This window comes from Dickeya oryzae (genome assembly GCF_020406815.2).
Lineage (GTDB): Bacteria > Pseudomonadota > Gammaproteobacteria > Enterobacterales > Enterobacteriaceae > Dickeya > Dickeya oryzae.
In genome coordinates, this window is sequence record NZ_CP162670.1 from 1,333,588 (window position 1) to 1,352,237 (window position 18,650).

Annotated in this window: 20 protein-coding genes and 1 tRNA gene; 10 read left to right on the forward strand and 11 right to left on the reverse strand. The window is 53.7% G+C overall.

Annotation, left to right across the window (positions count from 1 at the left end; translation table 11 throughout):
• Position 1: 1 nt before the first annotated feature.
• Positions 2–448, reverse strand: coding sequence for a YccF domain-containing protein (locus tag LF929_RS05770; RefSeq protein WP_038905186.1), 447 nt, complete (start codon positions 446–448; stop codon positions 2–4).
• A 167-nt stretch (positions 449–615) separates the two neighbouring features.
• Between LF929_RS05770 and helD the strand changes: the two genes are divergently transcribed.
• Entirely contained in the window at positions 616–2,673 is a 2,058-nt protein-coding gene (helD, locus tag LF929_RS05775) for a DNA helicase IV (protein WP_038908678.1), read from the forward strand.
• A 75-nt stretch (positions 2,674–2,748) separates the two neighbouring features.
• Here the strand turns inward: helD and LF929_RS05780 are convergent, their stop codons facing one another.
• Positions 2,749–3,207 (reverse strand): methylglyoxal synthase, encoded by a 459-nt coding sequence (locus tag LF929_RS05780; protein ID WP_012885637.1) that lies wholly within the window; start codon positions 3,205–3,207, stop codon positions 2,749–2,751.
• 142 nt (positions 3,208–3,349) lie between these two features.
• Positions 3,350–4,003: a DUF2057 family protein gene (locus LF929_RS05785; protein WP_038908677.1), complete on the reverse strand. Its 654-nt coding sequence runs from the start codon at positions 4,001–4,003 to the stop codon at positions 3,350–3,352.
• 250 nt (positions 4,004–4,253) lie between these two features.
• Here LF929_RS05785 and LF929_RS05790 point away from each other — a divergent pair, with 250 nt between their 5' ends.
• Entirely contained in the window at positions 4,254–4,667 is a 414-nt protein-coding gene (locus LF929_RS05790; RefSeq protein WP_038906428.1) for a CoA-binding protein, read from the forward strand.
• A gap of 78 nt (positions 4,668–4,745) precedes the next feature.
• Here the strand turns inward: LF929_RS05790 and hspQ are convergent, their stop codons facing one another.
• A complete protein-coding gene (gene hspQ, locus LF929_RS05795; RefSeq protein WP_038908676.1) occupies positions 4,746–5,054 on the reverse strand; it encodes a heat shock protein HspQ in 309 nt (102 codons plus the stop codon).
• A gap of 203 nt (positions 5,055–5,257) precedes the next feature.
• Here hspQ and yccX point away from each other — a divergent pair, with 203 nt between their 5' ends.
• Entirely contained in the window at positions 5,258–5,536 is a 279-nt protein-coding gene (gene yccX / locus LF929_RS05800) for an acylphosphatase (RefSeq protein WP_038908675.1), read from the forward strand.
• 30 nt (positions 5,537–5,566) lie between these two features.
• Here yccX and tusE read toward each other — a convergent pair whose 3' ends face one another.
• The gene (tusE, locus tag LF929_RS05805; protein ID WP_016943341.1) at positions 5,567–5,896 is read right to left on the reverse strand and encodes a sulfurtransferase TusE; all 330 of its coding nucleotides are present in this window, start codon (positions 5,894–5,896) and stop codon (positions 5,567–5,569) included.
• Between the two features lie 98 nt (positions 5,897–5,994).
• Positions 5,995–6,744: an SDR family oxidoreductase gene (locus LF929_RS05810; RefSeq protein WP_038908674.1), complete on the reverse strand. Its 750-nt coding sequence runs from the start codon at positions 6,742–6,744 to the stop codon at positions 5,995–5,997.
• Positions 6,745–6,844: 100 nt separating this feature from the next.
• On the opposite strand from LF929_RS05810, the gene LF929_RS05815 reads away from it, so the two are divergent.
• Entirely contained in the window at positions 6,845–7,204 is a 360-nt protein-coding gene (locus LF929_RS05815) for a helix-turn-helix domain-containing protein (RefSeq protein WP_038908673.1), read from the forward strand.
• A 113-nt stretch (positions 7,205–7,317) separates the two neighbouring features.
• Here LF929_RS05815 and yccA read toward each other — a convergent pair whose 3' ends face one another.
• Positions 7,318–7,977, reverse strand: coding sequence for an FtsH protease modulator YccA (gene yccA / locus LF929_RS05820; RefSeq protein WP_016943342.1), 660 nt, complete (start codon positions 7,975–7,977; stop codon positions 7,318–7,320).
• 235 nt (positions 7,978–8,212) lie between these two features.
• Here yccA and LF929_RS05825 point away from each other — a divergent pair.
• Positions 8,213–8,300, forward strand: a tRNA-Ser gene (locus tag LF929_RS05825).
• 178 nt (positions 8,301–8,478) lie between these two features.
• On the forward strand, positions 8,479–9,003 hold the full coding sequence (locus LF929_RS05830; RefSeq protein WP_210174103.1) for an isochorismatase family protein: 525 nt from the start codon (positions 8,479–8,481) through the stop codon (positions 9,001–9,003).
• Here LF929_RS05830 and LF929_RS05835 read toward each other — a convergent pair.
• Positions 9,000–9,365, reverse strand: coding sequence for a DUF4186 domain-containing protein (locus LF929_RS05835; protein WP_038905175.1), 366 nt, complete (start codon positions 9,363–9,365; stop codon positions 9,000–9,002). The genes LF929_RS05830 and LF929_RS05835 overlap by 4 nt on opposite strands.
• A gap of 2 nt (positions 9,366–9,367) precedes the next feature.
• Here LF929_RS05835 and LF929_RS05840 point away from each other — a divergent pair, with 2 nt between their 5' ends.
• Positions 9,368–9,574: a hypothetical protein gene (locus LF929_RS05840; protein ID WP_210174104.1), complete on the forward strand. Its 207-nt coding sequence runs from the start codon at positions 9,368–9,370 to the stop codon at positions 9,572–9,574.
• 15 nt (positions 9,575–9,589) lie between these two features.
• Complete coding sequence (locus LF929_RS05845; RefSeq protein ID WP_012885626.1) at positions 9,590–10,018, forward strand: universal stress protein; 429 nt, start codon at positions 9,590–9,592, stop codon at positions 10,016–10,018.
• Positions 10,019–10,109: 91 nt separating this feature from the next.
• Here LF929_RS05845 and LF929_RS05850 read toward each other — a convergent pair whose 3' ends face one another.
• The 3 genes from LF929_RS05850 to ppk1 all read right to left on the reverse strand — a co-directional run bounded on the left by LF929_RS05850 (position 10,110) and on the right by ppk1 (position 14,596).
• Positions 10,110–10,376, reverse strand: coding sequence for a DksA/TraR family C4-type zinc finger protein (locus LF929_RS05850; RefSeq protein ID WP_038905174.1), 267 nt, complete (start codon positions 10,374–10,376; stop codon positions 10,110–10,112).
• 616 nt (positions 10,377–10,992) lie between these two features.
• Positions 10,993–12,522, reverse strand: coding sequence for an exopolyphosphatase (gene ppx, locus LF929_RS05855; RefSeq protein WP_210174105.1), 1,530 nt, complete (start codon positions 12,520–12,522; stop codon positions 10,993–10,995).
• Between the two features lie 4 nt (positions 12,523–12,526).
• Positions 12,527–14,596: a polyphosphate kinase 1 gene (ppk1, locus tag LF929_RS05860; RefSeq protein ID WP_019844903.1), complete on the reverse strand. Its 2,070-nt coding sequence runs from the start codon at positions 14,594–14,596 to the stop codon at positions 12,527–12,529.
• Positions 14,597–14,817: 221 nt separating this feature from the next.
• On the opposite strand from ppk1, the gene LF929_RS05865 reads away from it, so the two are divergent.
• Both LF929_RS05865 and pstA read left to right on the forward strand, forming a co-directional pair.
• Positions 14,818–17,004, forward strand: a complete 2,187-nt coding sequence (locus tag LF929_RS05865) for an ABC transporter permease subunit (RefSeq protein WP_226092704.1) — start codon at positions 14,818–14,820, stop codon at positions 17,002–17,004.
• Complete coding sequence (gene pstA / locus LF929_RS05870; RefSeq protein ID WP_038908667.1) at positions 17,001–18,647, forward strand: phosphate ABC transporter permease PstA; 1,647 nt, start codon at positions 17,001–17,003, stop codon at positions 18,645–18,647. The genes LF929_RS05865 and pstA overlap by 4 nt, the downstream gene beginning before the upstream one ends.
• Positions 18,648–18,650 lie beyond the last annotated feature (3 nt).

Here is an 18,650-nt window from a genome sequence, read left to right on the forward strand (position 1 = left end):
ATTACTGGTAACGCCGACGGGCGTTGGTTTCCCTTGCCGCTTGCGCTTCTTCTACCGAGACAACGCGGCGTCCCACCGGCCAAAGTGCAATGGCAGCAATTTTGAAATTGGCGATGCCAACCGGTATGCCGATGATCGTCACACATTGTGCAATACCACTGGCAATATGTGACAGGCATAGCCACCAGCCGAAAACGACCAGCCAGAACACATTAAGCAGCGTGCCGCTGGCATTCAGCAGTGAATTTTTTTGTTCCGGCCGTAGTTCGTCAATGTGAATGGCTTCATTGCCGTATGGCAGTAGCGACAATTTGGTGATTTCCCAGCATGAGCGAGTAAGCGGCAGGGTAAACACCAGTACTATGCTGACGACGGTAGCCAGCAACCAGGCGAGCGTGGTGAAAAAACCGCCCAGCACGAAATTCAGGATATTGAGTACGGCTCGCATGATAGGAATACCCTCGGTCAAACTCTCTGATGAGAAAAGAATTATCACATTATTCGCCGGGTTATTCTAACGCGTTTTTGTTGCTAGAGTGCGGAGTCGGATAGCGGTTACACTACAATTTGTGAACGATAACGTTGAACACGTCTTCTGAAAATGGCACTGGGATCATGGAACTGAAATCGACCGCGTTAGGTAAGCATCTGGCACAGCATCCTTACAACCGTGTGCAATTACTGAATGCCGGTGTCAATGTCAGCGGCGACCGGCATGAATATTTGATTCCATTCAATCAATTGCTGGCGATTCGCTGTAAGAAAGGGCTGATTTGGGGAGAGCTGGAGTTCGAGTTGCCGGAAAGTAAAGTTGTGCGTCTACACGGCACCGAGTGGCAAGAAACCCAACAGTTTTTTCGTCATCTATTTAAAGCCTGGCAAAGCTGGAGCCAGGAAATGAGCGACGTCTCCAGTGCGGTGTTGCAACGACTGGTTGACGAGATTTCAGAACAGGAACACCGGGATGGGTGGTTTAGCCGTCAGGCGTTGATGCGCGTCCAGCAAGAGATTCGAGCCGGGTTTGCTGCACTGCCGTTGCCGTTGGTACGCTTGAATGAATTCGATGCGTGTCGGGATAACTACCAGCAGTGCTTGTGCTGGCTGGAGCAAGGTGAAGCGAAGCGTCAACAGGCTAACCAGCGCTGGACGCAAACAACGCTGGTTGCGCAGCGTGCATTTTTCGATACGGTGGAAAGCTCACCATTAAACCCCAGCCAGTGTCAGGCGGTGGTCAATGGTGAAAATGCCGTGTTGGTGCTGGCTGGTGCGGGGAGTGGCAAAACGTCGGTATTGGTGGCGCGTGCTGCCTGGTTATTGCATCGGGGGGAGGCGTCGCCACAACAGATTCTGTTGCTGGCGTTTGGCCGACAGGCGGCAGAGGAAATGAATAGCCGTATCCGCGAACGGCTAGATACCGACGATGTGCGGGCGATGACCTTTCATGCGCTGGCGTTACACATTATTCAACAGTGCAGCCGCAAAGTACCGGTAATCAGTCGACTGGAAACCGATGGGGTGTACCGGCGGGAGTTTTTGAGCCGACATTGGCAACAGCAGTGTGATGAAAAAAAGACCCAGGCGAAAGGATGGCGGCAGTGGCTGACGGAAGAGCTGGAGTGGACGCTGCCGGAAGGAAACTTTTGGCAGGATAGCGCGCTTGCATCGAGGCTGGCAGGGCGGCTGGAGCGCTGGCTGGGGTTGATGCGGATGCAAGGCGGTACACAGAGTGAAATGTTAGCCTTAGCCGATGATGAAACGCGCCCGCTATTCCAGCAACGGCTACGGTTAATGGCTCCTTTATTGAAAGCCTGGAAAAAAGCCCTGAAAGACGAAGGCGCTGTAGATTTCTCCGGTTTGATTCATCAGGCTGTCAACTATCTGGATAAAGGCCGTTTTGTCAGCCCGTGGCACCATATACTGGTGGATGAATTTCAGGATATTTCACCCCAGCGCGCCCGCTTGCTGGAGGCACTGCGTCGCCAGTCTCCGCAGAGCAGTCTGTTTGCGGTGGGCGATGACTGGCAGGCGATTTACCGCTTTAGCGGTGCTGAGCTGACGCTGACGACGGCGTTTGAGCAGCATTTTGGCGAAGGGGCGCACTGTATTCTGGATACCACCTATCGCTTTAACCACCGCATTGGTGATATTGCTAATCGGTTTATCCAACAAAACCCGGCACAGTTGAAAAAAACGCTCAACAGCCTGCGGGACGGTGATAAAAAATCAGTCGTGTTGCTGGAGCAAGAGCAACTGGACGCGTTACTGGACAAGATGAGCGGTTATGTGACGCCAGAGGCGCGTATTCTGATACTGGCGCGCTATCACCATTTACGCCCAGAGGTGTTGGATAAGGCGCAGACCCGTTGGCCGAATTTACACCTTGATTTCATGACTATTCATGCCAGTAAAGGGCAACAGGCGGATTACGTGATAGTACTAGGGTTGCACGAAGGGCGTGATGGGTTTCCTGCACCCGTGCGTGAATCAGTACTGGAAGCCGTATTACTGCCTCGCCCGGAACCGTACCCGGACGCTGAAGAGCGGCGGTTGCTTTATGTGGCGCTGACCCGCGCGAAACATCAGGTGTGGTTGTTGTACAGCCGTGATGAGCCGTCCGTATTTGTGGACGATTTGCACCAGTTAGGTGTGCCTATGCCGCGTAAACCAGGTTAAGCCTGATTTTATCTGTGACTATTGCAGGAAAAACCGGCCGGTCATCACCGGCCAGTGATGGCGAAAAATACAGGCTTATCTCAGGCGTCCTTGAAGATAACGCTGATAGTCCGGGATGGTGACGGAGACTTGCTGGCGGAACAGCGCGGAATTAATCAGAAAATCGGCTGTGGAGCGATTGGTCGCCACCGGGATATTCCATACCGTTGCCAGACGCAGCAACGCCTTCACGTCCGGGTCATGCGGCACGGCATTGAGCGGATCCCAGAAGAAAATCAGCATGTCGATTTTGCCCTCGGATATTAGCGCGCCTACCTGCTGATCACCGCCCATCGGCCCACTCAGCATGCTTCTGACCGGCAAGCCGGTATGCAGTTGGATCAGGTTGCCTGTTGTGCCGGTAGCATACAAATGGTGTTCCGCCAGTTGGGTTTTGTTAGCGGTAACCCATTCCAGCAGCGATTCTTTACAGTGATCGTGCGCAACCAGTGCAATGTGCTTATGCACCTCGATTGTGCGGGTGGTGTACTCCATGGCGACATCCTTCGAACAGTATAATTTCGAGCAGTATAGTTTTCACAGATTACGGAAACGCCGTTTCAGTGGAAAGTGGCAGACTGAAAAAATGCGAGCATCTTTCCAAAAACAGCCGTTTTTGCCTGTAAAATCAGCATGCTTACTGGGTTTCCCTGTCTTTTGCCCATTCCAGAAAACGCTGGCGCGTATTTTTATCCGCCTGTTGAAACCAGTATTGCATGATGCTGAGTGGATCGAGCGGGTTGGCCGCTGCGTTGGGCATGGTAGATGCCTTTGCAGACGGTAGTGGTGCGAACGTGATGGCCGCCGCTGCTTGGCCTGAACGATTATAGTCAGCCATGCGTTTTTCTATTTCACCCGATAACTCGGTGGCACCAACTGGTAGCACGTCGGTACGAATAGGGATAGGCAGATTTTTGCTGTCTACCAACTGATAGGTGGGGGACTGGCTAAAATTTTGACGCGCTGCTGCATCGTCCAGGTCAGGGAGCCGGATAGCGACTTCACTCAGATTGCGGGCGTCAAATACGGCGATAAGGCCGGGAGAGCGGTAAGTCTGTTTGGTGCCAACTGAAGATCCTACGGATTTCAGTACCTGAAAGACAATCTGATGGTAGCTTTTTTCCAGCTCGAGGCTGTCGGCACCATTGAGCAGCGAACCTGGGACTTTCTTTCCATCCACCATCACCAACTCGATGTCAGGCCGCAGCTTGAGCGTCGTTGCCATCGCCAGAGAACTGAAGGTGAGCAACCACAGCATGGCGGTGGCGGCGATAGCGGAAATGGTTTTCATACAAACCTCGTTGTGGATCTCATCATCGTATTGTTCAGTAACAGGCAGAATGTGTCAAAATTTTAAAATTGAAATATTTGGTTATCAATAAGTGGCAGGAAAAGGGAGACAGTGCATGGTGTGCCAGCGGGCGGATTGAGCGGACACACACATCACCATGGATATTCTGCGTTACACTGATACCAGACAGTGCCTGATCTCCTTCATGCGTGCGAGGGCGTTTGTCGGGTTAATCGTCACGGAGGCAACCATGCAAGATAACGACATAAAAAAGCTACTCACCGAGGTGAAGACTATCGCGCTGGTTGGCGCCAGCGATAATCCCTCACGACCCAGTTATGGGGTCATGGCCTATCTGCTTGAGCAAGGCTATCGGGTTATTCCTGTTAATCCGGGCCTGGCGGGGGAAACACTACTGGGGCAAAACGTCTACGCGTCGCTGGCTGAGATTCCAGAGCCGGTAGATATGGTGGATGTCTTTCGCCAGTCGAATGCGGCGTTTGAAATCGCTCAGGAGGCGATTGCGATTGGGGCGCGGGTGTTGTGGCTGCAGATTGGCGTCATCAATGAAGCGGCAGCAGTGCTGGCGCATGACGCCGGTTTATCCGTCGTGATGGATCGTTGCCCTAAAATTGAAATTCCCCGTCTGGGGTTGGGAAAATAAGCCTCCCGCCTCCGGTTCCATTCCAGATAACCACCGACGGCACATATCACATCACCTTCATGCTTGATGGAGGTGATGTCAGTGCAGCAGACGTGGTGCGCGGCGTCGGATGGTGGCAGCCAGTTCATCCAGCGACGGGTGATCGGAAGGGTTGGGCCCTTCGTTGATCAGTTGTTCTTCCGCCAGATAGGTGTGAATAGGGCGGCCTCGCTCATCCTCCATCACCACGTGATACCACGGGGCCGTTCGCAAGGTGTCGTTGACTGAAAGTTCTTCCCACTTGGGTTGTTCAAGGGAATACTCAGGATCAATATCAATGACGACGCCTGGGTACCCCAGCAGTTTATGACGAATCTGCTGTCCGATGGTGAATTTACAGTTAATCATATGACCTCCCGAGAAACGTATTACGAACCCTAAATGGGGGGACGGCGTGTGATTTTCAAGTCATCAGGCATGGTGGTGATATTCATCCAGGTAACAAACCAGTCAGTCTTCCTGCTGTATTAATAATAGGCTGAATGCAGGTAAAAAGGCGTTAACCCTGATGCATTTTTACACAACATCGGTGCGATGGATGAGGAGGAAAAATGTCGACAATGTCTGTGATTGTGTGGGTTTACGGGATGGTACAGGGTGTTGGTTTTCGCTACCACACCCAACTCCAGGCCCGACAGTTGGGTGTGTGTGGTTATGTCCGAAATTGTGATGACGGCAGTGTGGAAATCGTCGCCAGTGGTGAAGAGCGTGACGTCGCGCAACTGGTAGCCTGGTTAAAGCAAGGGGGGCCGCGTCATGCTCGGGTGGATAAGGTGCTGACTGAGCCTCACGCGGCACCCAATGAGCGGGATTTCTCCATCCGTTATTGACCCCTGAGCTTGTCTGTTCGATCTGAATGCTCAGATGCATTTCACCGGCTTTGGCAGCCCGGCGATTTTGGTCGCCTGCTTGGCAGGGCCTTTGGGAAACAGACGATAAAGATAACGGCTGTTGCCTTTTTCCTCACCGTATTTCTGGGCCATGGCTTTGACCAGCATACGGATGGCGGGCGATGTATTAAATTCGAGGTAAAACGCCCGGACAAAGCGCACCACTTCCCAGTGTGCCTCGGTGAGCGTGATGCCTTCCTGCTCCGCTAATAGGGGTGCCATGCCCTCCTGCCATTCGCCGCTATCTTTCAGATATCCTTGGGCATCGGTTTCGATGACCTTGCCTTCAAACTCTAACATATTGCCTCGGTATCACGTGAAAACGGGCCTAGTCTAGCAAACTTTGCGACAGAGGCAGAGAAGGTAGATGCATCAAGGACGGAGGGGAAACGGTGTACTTAGAGGTTACCCACGCCGCCATCAACTTGCAGTTCAGTGCCGACGATAAAGCTGGACTCATCGCAAGCCAGGAATACTGCTGCCTTTGCCAATTCCCACGGCATACCCAGACGGCCGATGGGGACGAGATTCTTGATTTGTTCGCGTAAGGCATCCTCTTCCTGTGGTGGAAGCCCCAGCTTGCCTAGTGCCGCCGTCTCAGTCGGGCCAGGGCTTAAGCCATTGACCCGAATGCCTCGTCCTGCAAGTTCACCGGATAATGTTCGGGCCAGCGAGAGCAATCCTGCCTTGCTGGCAGCATAGACGCTGCTTTGCGGCAGGCCTATATGCGCACTGACCGAACCACACAAAATGACGGAAGACGGATTTGCCAGCAAGGGCAGTAAGGACTGAATGAGAAAGAATGGGCCTTTGAGATTGGTATCCATGAGCCGGTCATACGTCGCTTCATCCCACTCCTGTAACGGGCGGTGCGTCACATCACCTGCATTTATGTACAGTACGTCAAGGCGTGGCCAATGTTGAGCAATCTGCTTGGCCAATTTGCTCTGGTCAGCAGTATCACCAGCGTCGCTCTGAAGTAGTAGCACCGTATCACCCAATTCCCTACCGGCTGCCGACAGGCTTTCTTGGTTGCGTCCGGTGATGGCGACCATTGCGCCTTCTTTCAAAAATTGACGTGCTGTTTCCAGGCCGATGCCACTGGTACCCCCCGTGATCAGCGTATATTTATCTTGCAGTCTTGGCATGCTGTTATCCTTCTGATGAGCTGAAAGCGATATTATCTGATTAATGGTATCCTTTGCATAGTAGGCACCTTTTGGATACTAATGGAGAGGCTGGATAGTTATGGCAATACTCAGGCAGGCGTCGGCAGATGTTCAGTCCACGGAACGTTGCCCGATGGTGGACTTCGTGAACCTGATCTCCGGTAAGTGGGCTATTCCCATCCTGTATCGGCTGATCATTATCGACAAACCCATGCGCTTTAGCGATCTACAGCGTGCGGTGGCTCCCATCACTCAGAAAGAGCTAACCCGGCAACTGCGTTTGTTCGAATTACGTGGACTAGTTTGCCGCACGGTCTATGCCGAAGTACCACCACGAGTGGAATATGAAATCACCGCTTTGGGAAAGACGTTGCGCGACACGCTGGATTCTTTGGCTGACTGGATGCGGGCTTATGGGGATAGGTTGATACGTCAGTGAGGAGCCTTCGTCGGAATATCGACAGCACCTCACCATTTTTTGTTTCCCGGATGACCCAAAATGCGACAAGGCACCCGAAGGTGCCTTGTCTGGCTGACTGATGTCGGCCGGGGTTACTCGCTGCGAGACATGCCCAACAGGCTTAGAAGGCTGACAAACAGGTTGTAGATGGAAACATACAGGCTGACGGTCGCACGAATGTAGTTCGTTTCGCCACCGTGAATAATGTTACTGGTCTCCCACAAAATCGCGCCCGCGGAGAACAGGATAAACATTGCACTGATCGCCAGATGTAGTCCCGGCAGATGCAGGAACAGGTTAGCGATGGTGGCCACCAGCAAGACAACGAAACCGGCCATCAGCATACCGGACAGGAAAGACATGTCCTTACGGGTGGTCAGCACGTAGGCGGAGCAACAGAAGAACACCAGAGCCGTCCCACCCAACGCCAGCATAATAATGTCGCCCGCACCTGCGGCAATCATCGCATTCAGTAGTGGGCCGAGGGTATAACCCATAAAGCCGGTCAACGCGAATGTAGCGAGGATCCCCGCCGGGCGGTCAGCCAGACGATAGGTCAGGAACATCAGGCCGTAAAAGCCGATAATCGTCAGCAGAAATCCCGGTGATGGCAGATTCAGTATTGTGCTAAGCGTGGCGGTGACAGCAGAAAAACCCAGCGTTAGCGACAGCAGGAAATAGGTATTACGCAGTACCTTGTGGGTACTGAGCAGCGACTGCTCACGCGTAGAGGAGGCAATGATACGATCCATAATAACGACTCTCTCTGTTAAGGGGGCCATTGTGTCTGTAGAGAGAGTAAGTAGTTGCATTATGTTATTAAAGCCGTTTTACCCTTCTTTACTGACTTGAACCTACTTGACGGTAAAAGTTTGAGTCTGATGGCGATTTTGTATACTTTCAATCAGTTGTTGCCTGTTTTTCAGGCGATTGAGCGCTATGTCACTTTACAATACCCGACACACTGTTTATAGTTCGCGTCGTTGCGGAGGAGTGGCCGAGTGGTTGAAGGCACCGGTCTTGAAAACCGGCGACGCGAAAGCGTTCTAGAGTTCGAATCTCTACTCCTCCGCCAAAATTCTAACGGGCCAGCATGATGCTGGCCCGTTTTCATTTCTGCTGTTGTCCCCGTTTGCTATTCCAGTTCCCCACACTCTGTTTCTTTTCATGCGATGTTTCCCGTCATGAATAATGTCTGCCTGCACGATAGCGCAGTATGATAGCGTTTTGCGCTATGGTTTTCGGGGGTAGACATGCAGGTGTTAATCGTTGTCGATATGCAAAATGGGGTGTTCGCTACGCCGCGCTATCAGCAGGAGAGTGTGACTGAGCGTATCAATCAGTTGATTGACGCCGCGGATCAGACCATTTTTATCCAACATACGGACGCCGACATGCTACCCGGCAGCGAAGCATGGCAGGTGCTGCCTTCACTACATCAGCCTGCCAATGCCATATCGGTGACGAAAACAGCCTGTGATGCGTTTTACCGTACCGAACTGGCGCAGATTCTGGACCGTCTTCAGGTGAAGCACTTTACGCTATGCGGCTGTGCGACGGACTATTGTGTTGATGCCACCATTAAAAATGCCGCCAGCCGTGGTTATGCGCAAACGGTGGCCGGTGATGCCCACACCACGGCGGACAGACGGGCAGTGAGTGCAGCACAACTTATCGACCAGCATAACGATGTCTGGCGCGACTTCATCATCCCCGGTAATACCTTGCTGGTGAAGGACACCGCGGTGATTTTGCAGGCGTGGCAGGCACAACGTTAAGGCGTATGGTGCAGTAGGTCGTTTTCAAGCCAGCGTAGAATGACATCAACAATGTAGCGCTGTTCGTCATCAGTGAGCGGGCGGTGTGGGCTTATCTGATGCCATTTCTCCAGACAGCCCCGGCAGCAGGTCGCGGTGGCGTGCTGAGCAATAAACACCGGATGACCGCGCATTGGGGTCTGTTTACCGTCGTTGGCCGGTTCTGCCGGTGCCAGTCTCCGGGCGATAAAATCGGCGGCATGAGCCGCAATTTGCTCTTTGCCTTTGCTAAAGCAGTAGTCGCGCTCTTTGGCACCCAGATGAAAACGCTGGCGGAAACGAGAGCGTGATAGCCGTAAGAACAGCGCATCAAGAGTTGTCATGCTTGCAGTCTGTGGGTCAGGGGCTGAACTCGGGCAAGACTACTCCCGTTACCGCAGGCAGGCAAGGTTGCCAGATAACCCGTTGTATTCGCTTGTGGTTGTATCAGATTGCCTTATCAGCGCTAAACCTGGCCTCGCTTCACAAATACCTGAAAAACGATGTCGCACCGCGGCAAACGGGGCTACGCTTTGAGTATAGCGATGGCTGACTTAAGGACGTGATGATGTACAAGACCATTTTAGTACCCGTGGATATTGATGAAGAAACGTTGACGCAAAAGGCATTGTCGCACGCGGTGGAACTGGCCAGGCAATCTGGCGCGACCGTTCACTTATTCTATGCGTTGCCTGACGCCTCGGCGTTTATGTCGGCTTATTCGTTTGGCATCAAAGAGTTTGAGAATGAAGCGGTGATCAAAGCGGATGAAAAACTGCATGCGCTGTTGAAAACCATCGACCTGCCCGCGGACAAACTGTCTCACAGCATCAGTTTTGGTATCCCGCGTGATGAAGTGCTGGAGCTGGCTCAGGAGATTGAAGCGGACCTGATTGTGATTGGTTCGCGGCGCCCGAATGTGAAAACCTACCTGCTGGGGTCAAACGCCGCAGCAATCGTTCGCCACGCCCAGACATCGGTGCTGGTCGTGCGGTGAATGGGGAATCATTGGGAATAAGGTTGTAAGGCTTTGGGTGGGGCGTGATGTTAGTCAGGAAGATGTCGTGTCGGCGTCATGCCCGTATTATTTAGCGTAGCTGACTGTCTTTACTGCCCCGCCGGTTATAACCGCTGTTAAGGGCGTGTTTTTTATCTCTCTTTTCCTGACATTGCACGCAGAGGCGAACACCTGGCAGTGCCTGACGACGAGCCTGTGGGATAGCATCACCACATTCTTCACAATAGTGCGCGCTGTCACCCTGATGTAGCAGACTACGGGCATGGGCGATGGCGTCATCTACTGTGGCGTCAATTTGATCCTGAACCGCTCCATCATTAGACCAGCCGCTGGCCATAGTGGTACCTCTTTCTCGTCAGCGTTCTCTCATCAATATTGAGATGTGCATTGAGTATGGACTGAAATGCGCAGACGAAAAGCGTAGACAGGTGCATAAAATGGCACAACCACGTGATGCCACAGCACCAGGCGCAATTTCACGAATAATACATCAGGCATCAACGGCAGCAGTAAGATGCTATTCGCGTTGGGGTGTCACGACTGTTGAGGTGACGGTAGGGGCAACAGGCTGTGTGACACGTTGTTGCTGTATGTTCTGGTGGTGGAAAAAGGCACCGACGGCGGAATAGGCAAAACGACCAAGCAGAATAATAAAACTAATCATAAGTATAGTACGAGCGATGCGCGTACCGGATCGTCGTCGCTGACGAAGGGCAATGCGTCGTTTATGGGTTAGTGTTGTCATTGATTTTCGGTTTCCCTGTTATAGCGAACATTCGCTGTATTTTATTTAGGCACAAGCTGGCGATACGGTCAACGTGAGTGAGATAAAAAGCGCGGTGAAAGGGGTGTCAGATGTGCGATTGGCGGCAATAATGCGAACATTATCACAGAAAAAGCGGATTTGATCATGTCAGGCCGGACAACACAGCGGCTGCCGGCCTGAAAAGCCATTAGACCGGTTCTTCTTCGATGTACAGTTTCCAGCCGCTAACGTCGTCCCAGTACTGTTGTTCTCGTTCCAGATCCAGCTGAACCAGCGTGTTCTGGTTGAAGAACCCCTGTGGGAAGATCAGCGTCCATGCGGTTTCGCTGGCAATAAGGCGCAGCGTTTTCGGCGTGGTGGTCGCCTGACGCTGGTTGTTTAACAACGTAGCCAGACGCAACAGTTGCACCATCGGCAGATAGTGCTTCTTCTTGAACAGATTAAAGCGCGGCAATTCTTCCAGCTTCACTGCCTTGCGATGTAACCGCACCATCAATGCCAGCAGTTGCTGCTGTTCCTGATTGAAACCGGGCAGATTGGTGTTTTGCAAAATATAGGCAGAATGGCGGTGCATACCACTGTGATTGATGCCGAGGCCAACCTCATGCAGCATCGCCGACCATTTCAGCAGTGCTCCCAGTTGCGGGTGTACCAGTGACGGGTTCTGCTGTGCCCATTGCGTATAAAGCTGTTCGGCGGTTTCCCGCACACGCTTCGCCTGTTCCCGGTCAATGTTGTAATGGCTGGCGAGGCTTTGCGCGGTGCGAATACGGATATCCTGATGGCGGAAGCGACCCTCCATTTCATAGAGAACCCCTTCGCGTAAGGCACCGTCTGACAAACGCAATTCCCGGATAGCGAGTGCGTCAAACACACCACACAGAATCGCTAAGCCCGGCACCAGCACGGTTTGGCGATCCTCAGTCAGGCCGGGCAGGCTGAGCGCCCGGAAGTTTTTAAACTGCAGGATGCGTTCACGCAGCATTTCCAGGCGCTCTGGGGTGATAAGACCGTCTTTTTCTCCCATCGCCACCAGAATTTCACAGGTGGCTTTGATGGTGCCGGATGCGCCAAGGGCGTAATCCCAGCCATAGATACGGTATTCCCACGCCAGTGTTTCCAGCTTCTGGGCCGCGGCGAGTCGGGCGCGCTTGAAGTTGGCTTCGCTGATTTCTCCGTTGGGGAAAAATTGTTGGGCGAAACTCACGCACCCCATACGACGGCTTTCCACCAGCATCGGCTCGAAGTCCTCGCCGATGACCAGCTCGGTAGAACCACCGCCGATATCGATAACCAGCTTGCGGCCTTTTTCCGGTTGGGTGTGTTCTACCCCCATGAAGATCAGACGTGCCTCTTCATTACCGGCAATAATTTCAATCGGGTAGGGGATGATTTTGGCAGCGCGCCGCAGAAAATCCTGCGCGTTGGCCGCCTGGCGTAGCGCATGGGTACCGACAATCGACACGTTAGTGGCGGGAAAACCCTGTAGCCGTTCAGCAAACAGCGCCAGACAGCTTAGCCCGCGCTGAATGGACTCCTCGCTAAGCTGGTTTTGACTGTCCAGCCCGTCAGCCAGGTGTACGCGTTGCTTCAGGCGGCTCAATACTTGTAGCGCGCCATTAACGACGCGGGCTATTACCATATGGAAACTGTTGGAGCCCAGGTCGATAGCCGCGAATTCCTGAGGTTGTTCGGTAGTGTGGTTCATTAAAGGCATTGGATCAGGCCTGTTCTCCGGGTTGCTCGAGCGCCTTGATATAGTCATAGATGGCAGTCTGGGCGCGCACTTTGCGCCTGTTACCGCGGGTGACGTAGCGATTGCTCAGCTCCTTGTCTACCACACGGGCTTTTACCGTATCGCTGAACAAGATATCCAGTATGTTCAGCACCCGTTCCTTCAGCCTGTCGTCAAGCACTTCCACCGCGACTTCGATACGGTAATCAATATTACGAGTCATCCAGTCAGCAGATGACAGGAATACCTTGTGGTCGCCACCGTTATGGAATACATAGACGCGATCGTGTTCCAGGTAGCGGTCAAGGAGACTAATAACCCGAATATTATCGCTGATCCCGGGGAGTTCTGGAATCAGTGAGCACATGCCACGAACCAGCAGGTTGATTTTTACGCCAGCGCCAGAGGCGGCATACAGCCTGTCCACCAGCCCTTTATCCACCAGATTATTGACTTTCAACGTGATTTTCGCTTCCAGTCCGGCCTGTGCGTTGGCTATTTCCTGATCGACCATCTGATACAGACGGTCACGGGAATTTTGCGGCGACACCAGCAGATGGTGGAAACTGACCGGGCGGTATGGGTTTTCAATGAAATTGAACACCCGGCGCACTTCGTTGGTGATGCGCTCATCGGCGGTCAGCAACGAATAGTCGGTATACAGGCGAGCAGTTTTCTCGTTGAAGTTACCGGTACCGATATGCGCATAACGCACGATGTTATCCCCTTCTTTACGAGAGATAAGGAACAACTTGGCGTGGATCTTAAGCCCCGGCACGGAGAAAATAACGTGAACGCCCGCTTCTGTCAGCCGTTTGGCCCAGTGAATATTGGCTTCTTCATCAAAGCGTGCCTGCAATTCCACCACCACCGTGACTTTCTTCCCGTTGTGGGCGGCGTGGATCATGGAATTGATGATACGCGAGTCTTTCGCCACACGGTAAATATTGATGCGAATCGAGAGTACGCTTGGGTCGAAAGACGCCTGGCGCAGTAACTCCAGCACATGCTCAAAGGTGTGGTACGGGTAGTAGAGCAGAACATCGCGGTGACGAATGGCATCAAACCCATTGCGGAACTGGCTGAACCAGTGATGGCGCAGACGTGGCAGCGGTTTGTTGACCAGATTGGCGCGGCCGATATTCGGAAAGCCGATAAAATCTTTAAAGTTGTGATAACGCCCGCCAGGGATCACCGAATCGTAAGAGGAGATCCCCAGTTTATGCAGCAGACATTCCACCATCGCATCTGGCATATCACGTTGGTAAACGAACCGTACCGGTTTGGCAGTCAGGCGCTGTTTGAGGCTGGAAGACATCAATTCCAGCAGGCTTGACTCCATTTCCGTGACCAGATCGTATTCGGCGTCACGGGTCATTTTCATGGAGTAGGCGTTTAGCGCGTCGAAATCGAAAAAGCCACGGAAAATATCATCCAGACAGTAACGCAAGATGTTGTCGATGAGAATCATGGTCTTGCGACGATGTGGCGCTTCTGGCGGCAGGTCGACAAAGCGGGGCACCTTGTCAGACGGGATTTCCAGCAGCGCATAGTCGGTTTTTTCGCCGCGAATGATTTCTACCGCCAGATAGGTGTAATCGTCTTTCAGGAATTCGACCAGATTGGTTTCCGGCAGAATCAAAATCGGCGTGATGTGTGGACGCAGGTTCTGGCGGAAATACTCGCGCAGCCAGATTTGCTGATTGGAAGAGACCTGACGCTCGTTAACCAAAAAGATCTGGTTACGGGCCATCTCCAGCAGCAACTCGTTGTACAGATTGTCAAACTGTTGGTCGGTTTTCAGTACCCGGGCCTGGATTTTGCCGAGTAATTGGCGCAGTTCGCCATCGGAGCCTTGCTCTTCATTGATCAGGATGCGGCGCTTCAGGTCAGCAAAACGAACTTTGTAGAACTCGTCCAGATTGCTGGAATAGATACCCAGGAATCGCATCCGTTCAATCAGTGGATTGGTTTTGTCCGAGGCTTCCTGCAACACACGTTCATTAAAGGATAACCAACTCAACTCTTTTTCTATGTAGAGTTTGTCCTGACTCATTGTCGCTCCGTTACACTATTTTTACTTAAGTGCAGCTACTATCCACGTTCATTATGGCGCGCAAATGACGATAAAAGCGAATGCGCGTATCGACTTACCATTGTCATATTACAGGTGTAAAGGCAACATATGTTACCCCGTCTGCGACGGGATATTTCATTTCCTCTTCTCAATGCAAGAAGATGGTCAGATTTTCGACACGGCAGGAACAACGGCGACAGATGGCAGACTCAGGCAATTTAGCGTATCGGGACAGGCAGCGGGCGTTCATCGACCGGCTGACGCGCCGGATTGTGGTGGGCAGCGGATGGCTGGTACTGCTGGCGTTACTGACGATCTTTCTTTATCTGCTATATGTGGTGATCCCGCTGTTTTCGTCTGCGTCAATTCGCCCGTTGGAGCCTGTGGCTGTCGATAGCCATGACCCGACGCTGGCGCTTGGCATTAATGATAGTGGCCGCTGGGCTTTTCGGGTTGATGCGGCGGGAAACGGCGAGTTTATCGATCTTGCGCGTGGGCAGGTCAATACCAGTGTGTCAGTAGCGTCGTCGGTTACCGTGTCGGCGATGAGTACCGGTGAGCGCCCACTACTGGTGCTGGGGCAGGCTGACGGGGCACTGAGAGTGCTTCGTCCTGACTTACCGTTGTCCAGTGCCGGTATACCGCAGTGGCGATACCCGCTGGGTGAGCATTCGCTTCGCCTGGCTGGAGCGACTCAACCGTTGCGGCAACTGGTGATTGCTGAGTCAGACGATATGTTGTTGATGGCGTTGATTGACGCAGAGAACCGTTTGCAGTTTTATGCGCTATCGCTCAATACCCCGCCAGTCGACATGTTGACGCTCGCGGACTTGCAACCGGTGTCGCAGGTTCAACCCGACGAACCTGTGCAACAACTGCTGTTATCGCCGGATGGTCAGCAGATCTATGCCTTGAGTGGCAACCGCCTGACGGTATGGCAACTGCGTGAGCAAGTGCTTACCGCCCGTGAAACGGTCACCTTACCGGGAACGGCACCACTGTCGTTATCGCTGCTGGCTGGCGGACATTCGTTGCTGATCAAATCCGCTGATGGGCGTGTGAGTCAATGGTTCGATACCCCAACGGCAACCGGACCTCATTTGAGTGAAATTCGTATTTTCCCTACCGATGGACGGCAACTGAATCTGATAGTTGAGCCGCGCCGCCGCGTTTTTGCCACTCTTGACCCGCAAGGGCATTTCTCGTTGTTTGCCAGTAAGCAATCCGGCGAACTGATGAGCGCGTTACTGGCACCACAGGCCCGAATCGCGGCGTTTTCCCCGCGTGGGCGAGCACTGTTGCTGGAAACGGACACGGACTGGCGACCGTACCAACTTGATAATCCGTATCCCGATATTGGCTGGCGAGGGCTGTGGCAAAAGCTCTGGTATGAAAACTATCCGGAACCGGATTATGTCTGGCAACCGACCGCCGCCGACGACAGTTATCAGGCTAAATTCAGTCTGGTCCCGTTACTGAGCGGCACGTTCAAGGCGGCGCTTTATGCCATGTTGTTCGCGGCACCACTGGCGCTGGCAGCCGCGATTTATACCGCCTGTTTCATGACGCCGACGCTACGGCGTTGGATCAAACCTGCCATGGAAATCATGGGCGCGTTGCCGACGGTGGTGATTGGGCTGATTGCCGCGTTGTGGCTGGCCCCCCGTATGGCGACGTACCTGACCGCCATCCTGTTGCTGCCGTTGCTATGGGGTGTGGCGGTGTTAGGGAGTGGGTGGTTGCTCGAACAGTTGCCCGCCCGCTGGCGACGCGGCGTATCGGCCGGGTGGGATGCCTTACTGTTGATACCGGCGATGTTGCTGATGCTGGCGCTGGCGTGCGGGTTGGGGCCGTGGCTCGATTCATGTCTACTGGGGCAACCACTGTGGCAATGGATGGGGGATCACTTCAGCCAGCGCAATACGCTGGTCGCAGGTGTCGCGCTGGGGTTTGCCTTGATCCCGCTGATCTTTTCGCTGGCGGAGGATGCGTTGTTCAGCGTACCGGCTCGCCTGAGTCAGGGGTCGCTGGCACTGGGGGCTACCGCGTGGCAAACCTTGTGGCGGGTGGTGCTGCCATCAGCCAGTTCCGGCATTTTTGCTGCCCTGATGCTGAGTTTTGGCCGTGCGGTAGGAGAAACCATGATCGTGCTGATGGCGACCGGCAATACGCCGGTAATGGACAACAGCTTGTTTCAGGGGTTGCGATCGCTGGCGGCGAATATCGCGATTGAAATGCCGGAAGCGGCAATGTCCAGCGCGCACTATCGGGTGCTTTTTTTAGCCGCGTTGGTGCTGTTTCTCTTTACCTTTGTGGTGAATTCGCTGGCAGAGATCATTCGTCAGCGTTTACGTCGCCGCTACCGCGACGAGGGAGAACTGTCATGATGCGTTGGTTTCGCACCGGAACACCCTGGGTATGGCTCACGGCGTCTGCGATAACGTTCAGCCTGATTGCCATCGTTGCGGTGTTCGCGCTGCTGGTCGGGCAGAGCGCGCGCTACCTGTGGCCGCAACCGGTGTGGTCGTTTAGCCTGCACGATGCACAGGGCACTCCACTTCAGTTGATTGGCGAGCGCTATAATGAGCAACCGCTGACTCACCAGCAACTGGTGAATGCCGGGGTCATCAATGCTCCCGCATCAGGTGCTACGCGCTATCTGCTTAAAACCGGGTGGCGAGAGTCTTACGGCCAGAGTTTCCAGACACTGCTGTCCACCTCGGTGACCCATGCCAGCCTGCCCGCTGATGTGCTGGCGGTGCGACGCACCACCAACGGTATGGCGTATGGCTATCTTGATGGTATGACGGAAGACGGGCAGCCATTGGTGTCCGACAACCTGGCATCAACACTGCAGCAGCGGATTGTGCAGGTACACCAATTGATGACGCACGCTCAGACGCTGCGCCTGGGTGAGATGAGCCGGGTGAACCAGCAGTTTGACGCACTACGGTTGCAGGAAGAAAAACTGCGGCGGGAAAACCGCCTGAATGAGCAAGCACAGGCACGCTTGGGTGCTGAGCGAACCGCGCTGGAGCGTCATTTCAGTGCTCTTAATCAACAACTGCTGGCGTTCAATGCCGATATCAACCGCACGGCGGTGTTGCTACGCGATGCGCAGGGGCAAGTGCATACCATCCCGATCAAAATGATTGAGCGGGCGTGGTACCCCAATGCGATGACCTTCAGTGAAAAGGCGCACCAGACGCTGCAGGTAATAGGGAGCCTGTTAACCCGGTTTGAACCTGACGACAGTAGCCCCGGTCAGCTGTTCCCAGCCATTTTCGGCACGGTGTTGTTGGTTATCTTGATGTCGGTAATTGTGATGCCGCTAGGGGTGATTGCGGCGGTTTATCTGCATGAATACGCTGATAACACCAGCCTGACCCGCTGGGTGCGGGTGGCCGTGGCGAATCTGGCCGGGGTGCCATCCATCGTCTACGGTGTGTTTGGACTGGGCTTTTTTGTTTATTTGGTGGGCGGCACGTTGGATCGTCTGTTTTACGCTGAGTCACTGCCGAACCCGACCTTCGGTACTCCGGGGTTGCTGTGGGCATCGCTGACGCTGGCGCTGCTAACGTTGCCGGTGGTGATTGTGTCTACGGAAGAGGGGCTGTCACGCATTCCGTTATCGGTGCGTCATGGCTCGCTGGCGTTGGGGGCGACCCGGGCGGAAACCCTGTGGCGTGTGGTGCTGCCGATGGCGGTACCGGCGATGATGACCGGGTTGATTCTGGCGGTGGCGCGAGCCGCAGGAGAAACCGCGCCGCTGATGCTAGTCGGGGTGGTAAAATCGGTACCGGTACTGCCGGTGGACAGTCTCTTTCCCTATCTGCATCTGGAGCGGAAATTTATGCACCTGGGGTTCCAGATTTATGATCTGGCGTTTCAGAGCCCGGATGTGGAAGCGGCTCGCCCATTAGTGTATACCACCGCGTTACTGCTGGTGTTGATTGTGGTGGCGTTGAATCTGGCGGCAATTGGCATTCGCCATGTGTTGCGTGAAAAATACCGAGCGATGTCACTCTAAGTG

Bases quoted from the DNA above. Each gene is read 5' to 3' on its own strand.
- LF929_RS05780 (WP_012885637.1), bottom strand. From the start codon at position 3,207: ATGGAGTACACCACCCGCACAATCGAGGTGCATAAGCACATTGCACTG.
- yccA (WP_016943342.1), bottom strand. From the start codon at position 7,977: ATGGATCGTATCATTGCCTCCTCTACGCGTGAGCAGTCGCTGCTCAGT.
- LF929_RS05770 (WP_038905186.1), bottom strand. From the start codon at position 448: ATGCGAGCCGTACTCAATATCCTGAATTTCGTGCTGGGCGGTTTTTTC.
- LF929_RS05850 (WP_038905174.1), bottom strand. From the start codon at position 10,376: ATGGCCAGCGGCTGGTCTAATGATGGAGCGGTTCAGGATCAAATTGAC.
- hspQ (WP_038908676.1), bottom strand. From the start codon at position 5,054: ATGATTAACTGTAAATTCACCATCGGACAGCAGATTCGTCATAAACTG.
- ppx (WP_210174105.1), bottom strand. From the start codon at position 12,522: ATGCCTTTAATGAACCACACTACCGAACAACCTCAGGAATTCGCGGCT.
- LF929_RS05845 (WP_012885626.1), top strand. From the start codon at position 9,590: ATGTACAAGACCATTTTAGTACCCGTGGATATTGATGAAGAAACGTTG.
- LF929_RS05865 (WP_226092704.1), top strand. From the start codon at position 14,818: ATGGCAGACTCAGGCAATTTAGCGTATCGGGACAGGCAGCGGGCGTTC.
- LF929_RS05830 (WP_210174103.1), top strand. From the start codon at position 8,479: ATGCAGGTGTTAATCGTTGTCGATATGCAAAATGGGGTGTTCGCTACG.
- LF929_RS05815 (WP_038908673.1), top strand. From the start codon at position 6,845: ATGGCAATACTCAGGCAGGCGTCGGCAGATGTTCAGTCCACGGAACGT.
- LF929_RS05785 (WP_038908677.1), bottom strand. From the start codon at position 4,003: ATGAAAACCATTTCCGCTATCGCCGCCACCGCCATGCTGTGGTTGCTC.
- yccX (WP_038908675.1), top strand. From the start codon at position 5,258: ATGTCGACAATGTCTGTGATTGTGTGGGTTTACGGGATGGTACAGGGT.
- LF929_RS05790 (WP_038906428.1), top strand. From the start codon at position 4,254: ATGCAAGATAACGACATAAAAAAGCTACTCACCGAGGTGAAGACTATC.
- LF929_RS05835 (WP_038905175.1), bottom strand. From the start codon at position 9,365: ATGACAACTCTTGATGCGCTGTTCTTACGGCTATCACGCTCTCGTTTC.
- LF929_RS05810 (WP_038908674.1), bottom strand. From the start codon at position 6,744: ATGCCAAGACTGCAAGATAAATATACGCTGATCACGGGGGGTACCAGT.
- tusE (WP_016943341.1), bottom strand. From the start codon at position 5,896: ATGTTAGAGTTTGAAGGCAAGGTCATCGAAACCGATGCCCAAGGATAT.
- ppk1 (WP_019844903.1), bottom strand. From the start codon at position 14,596: ATGAGTCAGGACAAACTCTACATAGAAAAAGAGTTGAGTTGGTTATCC.
- helD (WP_038908678.1), top strand. From the start codon at position 616: ATGGAACTGAAATCGACCGCGTTAGGTAAGCATCTGGCACAGCATCCT.
- pstA (WP_038908667.1), top strand. From the start codon at position 17,001: ATGATGCGTTGGTTTCGCACCGGAACACCCTGGGTATGGCTCACGGCG.